We start from the raw sequence: 10,281 nt of genomic DNA, 5'->3' as shown, positions 1-10,281 counted from the left end.
GCGTCGACAACGGGGCATCGGATGCACCCCGCGCGGTGCGACGCAGCGCCGGCCAGACGGCCGAAGCGCACCACGATCAACTCCCACCCGCCGTCGGCCGTCCGCTTCGCCGCAACGAGTTCGGCAATGGCGGCCACCGCTGCCGATCGGTGCATCCTGCGCAGTGCATCGACGGTGATCGCGATTCGATCGCGCAGACGAGCAGCCGTCTCGTACAGCTCCTTGTCCGCGAGCTCGGCGACGCGGCGGCGCATGGAATAGAGAACGGCGTCGTCCTGACCGCACACGAGCGCGAGAAACTGCGTCGGGGCATCCGAGTACTCGTCGGCCGTCAACGGGCCGGACAGAGCCGCAGGGCAGCCTCCGACGTCGGTTGCCGGGCAGTGGTCACCGTGACGGACCGAGCGAGCCAGACGGCGTGTACACGTTCGTAGGCGGCAGAACTCCGCGACGAGCGCCGCGGCCTCTGCGGCGTCGCCGCGAACCGAGAACGGTCCGAGACTGTTCGGTGCCGGTGTGCGAACGATCGACAGGCGAGGGAACGCCTCGTCGGTCAGCGTGATCCACCACCCCTTCCGAGGGAACTTCGAGCGGCGGTTGTACGGCGGAACGTGCGCCGAGAGCAGGCGTAGCTCGCGGACCCCGGCCTCGAGCGCGTGCGCACACTCGACGTGGTCGACGCGAGTGGCCAGTGCGACCATCTCCTTCATCCGGCCTCTCGTCTCCGAGCCGGTGAAGTAGTTGCGCACGCGTCGTTTGAGGTTGTTGGACGTACCGACGTACAGGACCTCGTCGGACGGGCCGCGGAACAGATAGACGCCGGGCGTACCGGGAAGATGAGCGGCCAGCCCGCGTTTGGCGCGCTGGCCGGCCGACACCGCGGGTAGGTAGTCGACCAACTCGGCGTAGCTGTGAACCCCCTGATTGCCCACCCGTTCGATGAGGCCGTGCAAGACGTCGACGGTCGCCCGGGCGTCGTCGAGTGCGCGGTGGGTCGGCCTGGTGCCGGATCGGAACAGAGTCGAGAGTGCGGACAGCTTCACCGACGGGGCTTCGTCGCGGGTCAGAACTCGACGAGCCAGCTTGACCGTGCACAGCACCTGAAACCGTGGCCACGCAATGTCGAGACGACTGGCGGCGGCCCTGAGAAATCCCGTGTCGAAGCCGGCGTTGTGTGCCACCAGCACCGAACCTCGGGCGAATTCGAGGAAACCGGGGAGCACCCGCTCGATGCGCGGCGCGCCGATGAGCATCGCCGATGTGATGCCGGTCAGCTCCACGATGTACGGCGGGATGGACCTGCCCGGGTCGATCAGCGTGGCGAACTCAGCGAGAATTTCGCCGCCTCGAACCTTGACTGCCCCGATTTCGGTGATGGCCTCGGTGTCTGCGCTGCCGCCGGTGGTCTCGAGGTCGACGACGACGAACGTGGTCTCGTGCAGCGGGGTATCGAGTTCGTCGAACGTCAGCTGGATGGGCAGGCTCACCGGGACGACGTTAGGGCCGACCTCCGACAAGATCGCGCATCGCGCCCTCGAACGTCGTCGTGTCACGAAACCTGTCGGTGCCCGACGTTATCTTTCACTTCGTCGGTCGATTCGGCCGCCGGAAACCGCAAAGAGACAAGGATCACAATGATCATCGACTGCAGTGACTGCCTGGTCCGTGACATCGCCTGCGCGGACTGCGTCGTGACGGTGCTTCTGGGGGCTCCGGGGATGCCGTCGAGATCGGACGGGCGGTGGGTCGGACCGCCGTCTCGTATCACTCTCGAGCAGGAAGAACTCGGTGCCATGGGTGTGCTCGCCGATGTCGGTCTCGTGCCGACCCTCAAGCTCGTGGTGAACGACGGCGGCACCGCCGAGGTTCCGTTGTTATCGACTCGTGACACACCGGGAGATCAGCGCGCCGGCTAGCGAGAATCGAGCCGAATTTGCTCGCCTCGGCGAGTTGGGGTCGACACGGGGGTATGCCATTTCGTAACCTTCCTGAGACCTTGCGGAGTCTCGCCAATCCAAACCGGAGTGGCGTCGCAAGTCACCGCCTAATCGTTCACTCGCGAGAGTGTTCGTACCGGGAACCCGATATCTACTGGGGTGAATCCCGCTGAGCCACCACACGGTGGCCGGTGGGTAGGGCTGCTCTTCCCAGCCCGAACCCGTCAGCTAACTCGGTCGGCGGACGATAGGAAGAAACGGAGCACCATCTTTCGTGGCGTCACAACTTTCCAACCGATCATTGCGGCGAGTCCTCGTAGCCGGAGCGCTCACGGCAGGCGTGGTCATCCTTCCCGCTGCACCCGCAATGGCGGCCCCCCTCACCATTCCCGGCGTCGGAACCTTCGAGATTCCTGACATCCCGGGCCTCCCTCCCCTCAACATTCCGGGTGCGCCTGCACCGGGTGCGCCGTTGGCACCGCAGGTCACCCCGGCAGCGAAGGCCGTTCAGGCCGCAGAATCCAAGATCGGAGCACCGTACGTGTACGGCGCTTCGGGTCCGGATTCGTTCGACTGCTCGGGCCTCGTTCAGTGGGCGTACAAGCAGGCCGGCATCAGCCTGCCCCGTACGAGCTACGACCAGGCGGCCGCGGGCACCCCGGTCTCGCGCGACAGCCTGGCCCCCCGGCGACGTCGTCTCGTTCTACGACGGCTCGCACTCGGCATCTACGTCGGCAACGGCAATGTCGTGCATGCATCCACGTCCGGTGTGCCGGTCAAGGTTGCTCCGCTTGCTCGATGCCGTTCGACGGTGCTCGCCGTTACTGATTCGAGCGACCGACGTCAGCTGTGATCGACCGACAGGGTCGAGCCGTGTATCGGCTCGGCCCTGTTCTCGTATCCGGACACGGACCGCGCGACACGCCGGTCCGGTGGACAGGGAAGCATCCAGTTCGTAATCTGATCGAGACCTGGTCGATGTTTACTTTGTGACCTGTCACCTAGAACCCCCATCGATTTCGGACCGTGTTCACGTCCCCGCCAGTAAGAGCATGGGTATGGTTCGTTTTCGGTCTACTTTTCAAACCGTTGCCTCGGACGAGGTGACATGTGTGAGGACGGAGAGTCGCTTTCCGTGGCGATATCGAGATCTACCGTGTGTTGCGGCTTGCCCGCAATTCGGCGGTTGCTGTCGCACTGACCGCATGCATGGCCGTGGTGCCGATGACGCCGGCGACCGCACAGCCGGGATTCGACTCCGCGTCCGACGCGCAGACCGAGCTCGCCGAGCTTTCTCGCCAGTCCGAGCAGACCACCGAATCTCTGCACAATGCTCAGATCGATCTCGACGCCAAGAACCAGCAGCAGCTCGACGCACAGGTCGCCGTCGACCAGAGCCGTGCAGCCCTGGACGCAGCGCAAGCGCAGTTGGCGCAGCTCAAGCCGGCCATGGACAAGGTTGCCAACGTCAACTATCAGGGTGCGCGGACCAACCGACTGTTCGCCGTCATGGTCAGCGACTCGCCACAGCAGTTGCTCGACCAGATGTCGGCACTGGACGTCATCTCTGCGGAGACCGCAGACCAGGTCGCTCGATTCAAGCAGGCGAGCTCGGATGCAGTGACGGCCGAGCAGGCCGCAACGACGGCCGCAGACCAGGCACGCGTCGCCGCAGAACAGGCCAAGGCCGTCAGCGACGACCTTCAGGCCAAACAGAGCGAGCTGCAGGGTCAGATAGCCGAGGTCATGGCCGCCTACAGTGCGCTCTCGTCCTCGGAGCAACTGGCTCTGGCCGGTTCGGCCCTGCCCGACGGCTTCGACCCCTCGACGATTCTGCAGAACCTGACGCCAGGATCGGGGGCCAGCGCGTTGCAGGCCGGCCTGACGCAGATCGGCAAGCCGTACGTCTGGGGCGCAACCGGCCCGGATGGCTTCGACTGCTCCGGTTTGGTCGTCTGGGCGTACAAGCAGGTGGGCAAGACGTTGCCGCGGTCGAGCCAGGCGCAGGCAGCAGGCGGAACTCCGGTGGATCAGAAGGATCTGCAGCCGGGTGACGTCGTCCTGTTCTATCCGGACATCTCACACGTCGGCATCTACGCCGGAAACGGCAACGTGCTGCATGCCTCCACGTTCGGTGTTCCCGTGAAGGTGCAGTCGATGGCATCGTTCCCGTACTACGGGGCACGTCGATACTGAGGGTGTGTCTCGACGATCGACGAATGGTGGCATGAGCGCCTCGAACCGGCCATCCGGGTTGCATGTTCTCCTCCGATCGTCACGGTTGCGCTGGCTTGCCGTCGTGGTCGTCGTGGTCGTCGTGGTCGTCGCCGTCTCGGTCGTCCTGATTCACCGATTCGACGGCACGTCCAGCGCAGGGACCGCCGACGTGACAGTCGCTCCGGACCCGCCGACCTACGATCAGCAGCGCCGTGCCGATGTGACCGTTCTCCTCGACCAGTGGGCGCGTGCGGTTCGCTCCGGCGATCTCGATGCACTGCGTGAATCGATGGATCCGCAGGCCGACCCCGACTTCGTGGAGGCGCAGGTGCGCCGGGCTGCAGTGGTGCCGGGCGTCCCCTTCTCCGAGTTCGGCTACGACCTGGGTGACGAGCCCGAAACTCCGGTTCCGCCGCCGATCGCCGAGGCGCTGGATGCCACCGATGTCTGGGCACCCTCTGTGTATCTGCGGTACGCGGTCACCGGGCCGGACGCATCGCCGACGCGTCGGCCGGTCTCACTCGTCGTCGCCGAGCGGGACGGTCGATGGCGGCTGGTCGACGATGCGGACCTGACCGAGTACCGCCGCCACACCTGGCGTGGGCCGTGGGATTTCGGTCCTTTGACCGTTCGTTCGGTGCCCACTGCGGCCGGGACATCGGTGGTCATAGGACATCCGGACCGCGAGCAGTTCGTCGAGAGCCTCGCGGCCGAACTTCCGTCGGCAATCGCGGCCGTCACCGATTTCTGGGGAGACGACTGGGCGCGCGACGGCTGGTTTTCGTCGCATCCTCCGCGCAGGAGTTCGCCGATCTGACGGGGTCCGATCCGTCAACCGACGTGGCCGCGGTGACGGTGTCCGACGCGGTTGCGGGCGACGGCTCCCGTCCGACGGGTCAGCGGGTGGTGTTCGGTCCTGACGCCGCGTCGCGGTTGACGCCGTTCACCGTGCGCTCGGTTCTGCGACACGAGTTGACCCATGTGGCGGCGAGGGCGCAGACGTCCGACGGTACGGAGTTGTGGGTGTCGGAGGGGTTCGCAGACTATTCCGGGTACCGAAATTCCGGTGCCGAGTTCGCGCAACTCGCGCCCACTCTCGCGGCGATCGTGGCGGCCGGTGGGCCGCCGACGGTGCTGCCGAAGAACGAGGATTTCGGTGCCGGGGGTGCCAGGTCGAGTGTGGCCTACGAATCGGCGTGGTCGGTGTTCGCATTCGTGGCCGATCGGTTCGGGGAGTCGACGCTGCGCACTCTGTACGAAGCGCTCGCGTCCGAGAGCAACACCGACGCTGCCTTCGCGTCGGTGTTGGGGATGAGCCGGGCGCAATTCGTCGCCGCGTGGGGCGACTGGGTGGCTCTCCAGGCCCGCTGAGACGGGGCGCTACGGTTGACGCCATGCGTCGTACTCTGCTCGTGACGAACGACTTTCCTCCTCGCCCGGGTGGTATCCAGTCCTATCTGCACAGCTTCGCCTCGCAACTGCCGGCCGACGAGCTGGTCGTGTACGCACCTCGGTGGCGTGGCGACTCGCACGAGAAGTTCGACGCCAGGCAGCCCTTCGAGGTGATCAGGCATCCGACGACACTGATGTTGCCGACGCCGCTCGTTGCGCGTCGTGCGGCTCGAATCCTGAAGTCCCGAGGCTGCGATTCGGTGTGGTTCGGTGCCTCGGCTCCGTTGGCGGTGATGTCGTCGTACCTGCGCAAGGCCGGGGCCGACCGCATCGTCGCGAGTACACACGGTCACGAGGTCGGTTGGTCGATGGTGCCGGGCGGGCGGGCGACCCTGCGCACGATCGGCGAGAACACCGACGTGGTGACCTACGTCAGCAAGTACACCCGGGGGCGCTTCAGCTCGGCGTTCGGTCGGTCTGCCGCCCTCGAACATCTGCCGCCCGGTGTCGATACCGATCGCTTCGTGCCCGACGACGCCGCGCGAGCGGAACTACGCGCGCGCTACGGCCTCGGTGATCGCCCCACAATTCTGTGCCTGTCCCGGCTCGTTCCGCGCAAGGGTCAGGATTTCCTGATCCGGGCGCTCCCGGGGATCCGCCGAGCCGTCGACGGCGCGGTTCTGGTGATCGTCGGCGGCGGGCCGTACGAGAAGACTCTGCGCGAGCTCGTTGGATCCACCGGGATGGAGCAACACGTGGTGTTCACCGGCACCGTGCCGTCGGCGGAGCTCGCCGCCCACCACACCATCGCCGACGTGTTCGCGATGCCGAGCCGAACCCGAGGCGCAGGCCTTGATGTCGAAGGTCTCGGCATCGTCTACCTCGAAGCGTCTTCCTGCGGTGTACCCGTCGTTGCCGGCATGTCCGGGGGTGCGCCGGAAGCGGTGCAGCACAACAAGACCGGCCTCGTCGTCGACGGTACGTCGGTTTCGGACATCACCGACGCGATCGTGAAGATCCTCTCCGACCGCACGCTGGCCACGCAGATGGGCAACGCCGGCCGCGCATGGGTGGACGCGGAATGGCGCTGGGACGTGCTGACCGAGAAGCTGCGGTCGCTGATCTGACGTTCGTCACCGCGATGCGGTGCACCTACCGGGCGTAGATCGATTCGATCTCGTCGGCGTAGGCCGCGGTGATGACGTTGCGCTTGAGCTTCATGGTGGGAGTCAGCTCGCCGTTCTCCTCCGAGAAGTCGTGGGGGAGAAGTCGATATTTCTTGATCGACTCTGCATGCGAGACGGACTTGTTCGCGTCGGCGACGGCGGCGTCGATCTCCGCGACGAGTTCGGGGTCGGTCTGCAGATCCGCTGCGGTGGCGTCGGCGGCCTTGCCGTGGGAGGACTTCCAGCGATCGAACGCATCCGGATCCAGGGTGATGAGCGCGCCGATGAAGGGCTTCTGATCGCCCACGACGACTGCCTGGCTGATCAGCGCGCCCGCCCGCAACTGGTCTTCCAGTCCGGCCGGTGAGACGTTCTTTCCGCCTGCGGTGACGATCAGTTCCTTCTTGCGACCCGAGATGGTGATGTATCCGTCGTCGTCGACGGAACCGAGATCGCCGGTGCGGAACCAACCGTCGTCCAGCGACTCGGCGGTCGCGACCTCGTTGCGCCAATAGCCGTCGAACACGACCGGTCCGCGGAGTTGGATCTCTCCGTCCTTGGCGATACGCACGGTGTTACCGGGCAAGGGGCGCCCGACGCTGCCCACGCGCTGGAATCCGATGGTGTTGACCGCGAACGCCGCGGTGGTTTCGGTGAGCCCGTAGCCCTCGTAGATCGTCACGCCGATGCCCCGGTAGAAGTGGCCCAGACGGGAACCGAGAGGCGCTCCGCCGGAGATGGCGAGTTCGCACTTGCCGCCGAGCGCTGCCCGAAGTTTGCCGTAGACCAACTTGTCGAACACGGTGTGCTTGGCGCGCAACACGATTCCCGGTCCGCCGGTGTCCTGGGCTTCACTCCATGCCACTGCGCATTCGGTGGCGAGGTCGAAGATCTTTCCCTTGCCGTCTGCGTGCGCCTTCTGCTTTGCGGTGTTGAAGACCTTCTCGAACACTCGCGGAACCGAGAGGATGAAGTCCGGCTGGAACGTGCCGAACGTCGCGACGAGGTTCGGGATGTCGTTGGTGTGGCCGAGAGTGACTCCGGCGTCGAACGACGCGATGCTCACCGCGCGCGCGAGAACATGCGCGAGCGGAAGGAACATCAGCGTGCTACGGCCCTGCCTCATCAGTGATTTCAGTGAGGTCTCGCGAATCCCGAGTGATTCGGCGAGCAGATTGGCATGGGTGAGTTGGACGCCCTTGGGGCGACCGGTGGTTCCCGAGGTGTAGATCAGGGTTGCCGGGTCCGAAGAGGCGAGTGCTGAAACACGTTGATGCACCTGGTCTTCGGAGACCGCAGCACCGCCGTCGATCAGCGCCTGCACTGCGTCCGTGCCTGATGTGTTCTCGATGACGAACGTCGTGCGGACCGACGGGGCAGCTGCCACAACGTCCTTCGTCTCCTGCACGTGTGCGTCGTTCTCGAGGATCAGCAGGACCGGCTCGGCGTCTTCGAGAATCCACTCCACCTGCCCGGCCGAGGACGTCTCGTAGATCGGTACCGTCACGCCGCCCGCGGCCCAGATCGCGTAGTCGAGAACCGACCACTCGAATCGCGTCGACGACATCAGAGCGACGCGATCGCCCTGCTCGATGCCGGCGGCGATCAGGCCCTGTGCCACTCCCACCACCAGTTGCTCGAACTCGGCGGCGGTGACGTCGAGCCACTGCCCACCGACCTGGCGGCGGAACACTGTCGCGTTCGGTGAGTTGCGGGCGCGGACGAAGACGGTATCGACAGCCGAGTCGGTGTCCGCGATGTCGTATTTGGCGGCGACGGTGAACTCGCGCACGGGATTACCTCCGGATAGAACGGGGAGAACGAAAGTCGATAGCTCGGCTTCACAGATACTCTAGACCCGGGTTCGGGGCGTTCGAATACACCCGGAGTGGAGCCTGCAGGAACGACTCGGAAAAGACCGGAGTGGAGCCTGCAGGAACGACCCCGAGAAGAGGGGACGCGCACGGCCGGGGACCCGATATGTGAAGCTCTGTCGATGAGCAGTATTCAAGTTGCGGATCAGACGTTCGTGGCCGCCCCCGGCGAGCGGGTGGCGCACGCGTTCGCCTCGCCCGAGCGCTGGCGTCGATGGTGGCCCGATCTGAATCTGACCGTCACCGAGGACCGGGGTGAGAAGGGGATCCGCTGGGCAGTGCGCGGCGGTGTCGTCGGAACGATGGAACTCTGGCTCGAGCCTGCGCTGGACGGTGTGATCGTGCATTACTTCCTGCACGCCGAACCCACCGGAGACGCCGACGTCGCGGCGCATCAGCACGCCCGGCGGGTGGCCGGACGTGCGATGACATTCGAGCTCAAACGAGAGCTCGAGGCCGGTCGGTCGGCAGGTGAGGCACCCCACCACGTAGCGTCGACTTCGACTCGCGAATGAACCGCGCGGTACGGTCGGCCGGTTCGCGTTGTGCGTCGGCGGACCGATCGTGTGAGATAGGCCTGCGCGAGTTCGACGGCACCGAAGCGAACCGAGCTGATCGATGTACCCGAGAGGAAGCGGACCAGTAGTCATGGCGGAGAAAACCCAGAGGTCGATCGTCGTCGAAGCCCCACCGAGCCGGGTCATGGACGTCATCGCCGATTTCGACGCGTACCCCACGTGGGTGTCGGCCGCGAAATCCGTCGAGGTCCTCGAGGTCGGTGCGGACGGCCGCGGCAAGCGCGTCAAGTTCGTGCTGGACGCAGGAATGGTGAAGGACACCTACGAGCTCGAGTACGACTGGGCTGCCGACGGCAATTCGGTCTCGTGGAACCTCGTATCGGGTGAGATGCAGAAGTCGCAGAACGGCTCGTACTCGTTGAAGGAGACCGGCAGCGGCACCGACGTGACGTACGAGCTCACCGTCGACCTGAACATCCCGATGATCGGTCTGTTCAAGCGCAAGGCAGAGAAGGTCATCACCGACACCGCGCTCAAGGAATTGAAGAAGCGGGTCGAAGGCTGAGCGAAGCTCGCACCGAAGCCCGCACCACGGTGTTGCTGTTCCTCGGCAAAGGTGGCGCGGGTAAGACGACGCTGGCGGCTGCGTCCGGGCTGCGACTGGCCCAGGCCGGTGAACGGGTACTGATCGCCTCCGTCGACCAGGCGCACTCGCTCGCCGATGCATTCGCGGGGGACGCCGAGGCCGTGGATCCGTCCGGTGTTCGTTCGATCGCGCCCGGCCTCGACATCGTCGAGATCGACACGTTGACGTTGCTCGAAGCGCGGTACCGGGGGCTGGGCTCGTTGATGGCCGTGGCGTCCGCGGGACACGAGCACGGGGTGAGCTTCGGAGCCATCGAACCGGAGGAGCTGCTCGGTCTGCCCGGAGTCGAAGAGCTGCTCGGAATGCACGAGATCTGCTGTCTTGCCGACGAGAATCGCTGGGACACAGTGATAGTCGACCTTCCCGCGTCGGCGGATGCCCTGCGAACGCTGCAGTTGCCCGATACCGTCGCCGCGTACGTCGAGCGGATCTGGCCTCTGCACGCCCGGATGGTCGCCGGCACCGGTTCCGATGTACGTCTGACCTTCGTGGTGGCGATGATCGAGCGAATCCTCGCGCAGGTCGACTCCG

The 10,281-nt window shown here is 65.6% G+C and carries 11 protein-coding genes and 1 riboswitch; of the genes, 9 read left to right on the top strand and 2 right to left on the bottom strand.

Annotation, left to right across the window (positions count from 1 at the left end):
• The coding region (locus RHBS_RS18130; protein WP_128646169.1) for a DEDD exonuclease domain-containing protein at nt 1-1,487 on the bottom strand (1,487 nt) is incomplete at its 3' end.
• A gap of 147 nt (nt 1,488-1,634) precedes the next feature.
• Here RHBS_RS18130 and RHBS_RS18125 point away from each other — a divergent pair.
• From RHBS_RS18125 to RHBS_RS18105, 6 genes are all read left to right on the top strand, one after another.
• Complete coding sequence (locus RHBS_RS18125) at nt 1,635-1,916, top strand: hypothetical protein (RefSeq protein ID WP_121869595.1); 282 nt, start codon at nt 1,635-1,637, stop codon at nt 1,914-1,916.
• 115 nt (nt 1,917-2,031) lie between these two features.
• Nucleotides 2,032-2,193: riboswitch (cyclic di-AMP (ydaO/yuaA leader) on the top strand.
• 18 nt (nt 2,194-2,211) lie between these two features.
• Nucleotides 2,212-2,790, top strand: a complete 579-nt coding sequence (locus RHBS_RS31610; protein WP_272913873.1) for a C40 family peptidase — start codon at nt 2,212-2,214, stop codon at nt 2,788-2,790.
• Between the two features lie 290 nt (nt 2,791-3,080).
• Nucleotides 3,081-4,133 carry an NlpC/P60 family protein gene (locus RHBS_RS18115; RefSeq protein ID WP_374700629.1) on the top strand — a complete coding sequence of 351 codons (1,053 nt, stop codon included), beginning with the start codon at nt 3,081-3,083 and terminating at the stop codon, nt 4,131-4,133.
• A 31-nt stretch (nt 4,134-4,164) separates the two neighbouring features.
• Complete coding sequence (locus RHBS_RS30865; protein WP_237669376.1) at nt 4,165-4,971, top strand: hypothetical protein; 807 nt, start codon at nt 4,165-4,167, stop codon at nt 4,969-4,971.
• Nucleotides 4,972-5,003: 32 nt separating this feature from the next.
• Nucleotides 5,004-5,525, top strand: a complete 522-nt coding sequence (locus tag RHBS_RS30860; protein ID WP_237669374.1) for a basic secretory family protein — start codon at nt 5,004-5,006, stop codon at nt 5,523-5,525.
• A 23-nt stretch (nt 5,526-5,548) separates the two neighbouring features.
• Nucleotides 5,549-6,673 carry a glycosyltransferase family 4 protein gene (locus RHBS_RS18105; protein WP_121869598.1) on the top strand — a complete coding sequence of 375 codons (1,125 nt, stop codon included), beginning with the start codon at nt 5,549-5,551 and terminating at the stop codon, nt 6,671-6,673.
• 25 nt (nt 6,674-6,698) lie between these two features.
• On the opposite strand, the gene RHBS_RS18100 is transcribed toward RHBS_RS18105, so the two are convergent.
• The gene (locus RHBS_RS18100; RefSeq protein ID WP_121869599.1) at nt 6,699-8,504 is read right to left on the bottom strand and encodes a long-chain fatty acid--CoA ligase; all 1,806 of its coding nucleotides are present in this window, start codon (nt 8,502-8,504) and stop codon (nt 6,699-6,701) included.
• Between the two features lie 204 nt (nt 8,505-8,708).
• Here RHBS_RS18100 and RHBS_RS18095 point away from each other — a divergent pair, with 204 nt between their 5' ends.
• The 3 genes from RHBS_RS18095 to RHBS_RS18085 all read left to right on the top strand — a co-directional run.
• Nucleotides 8,709-9,101, top strand: a complete 393-nt coding sequence (locus RHBS_RS18095) for a polyketide cyclase / dehydrase and lipid transport (protein ID WP_128646168.1) — start codon at nt 8,709-8,711, stop codon at nt 9,099-9,101.
• Between the two features lie 133 nt (nt 9,102-9,234).
• On the top strand, nt 9,235-9,669 hold the full coding sequence (locus RHBS_RS18090) for an SRPBCC family protein (RefSeq protein WP_121869600.1): 435 nt from the start codon (nt 9,235-9,237) through the stop codon (nt 9,667-9,669).
• A 29-nt stretch (nt 9,670-9,698) separates the two neighbouring features.
• Nucleotides 9,699-10,281: ArsA-related P-loop ATPase (locus tag RHBS_RS18085; protein WP_145977541.1), on the top strand; the 583-nt coding region annotated here is incomplete at its 3' end.

This window comes from Rhodococcus sp. BS-15, from assembly GCF_000813105.1.
Taxonomy (GTDB): domain Bacteria; phylum Actinomycetota; class Actinomycetes; order Mycobacteriales; family Mycobacteriaceae; genus Rhodococcoides.
The sequence above is the reverse complement of the archived record's forward strand: the minus strand, read 5'-3'. Positions and strand labels throughout refer to the sequence as shown.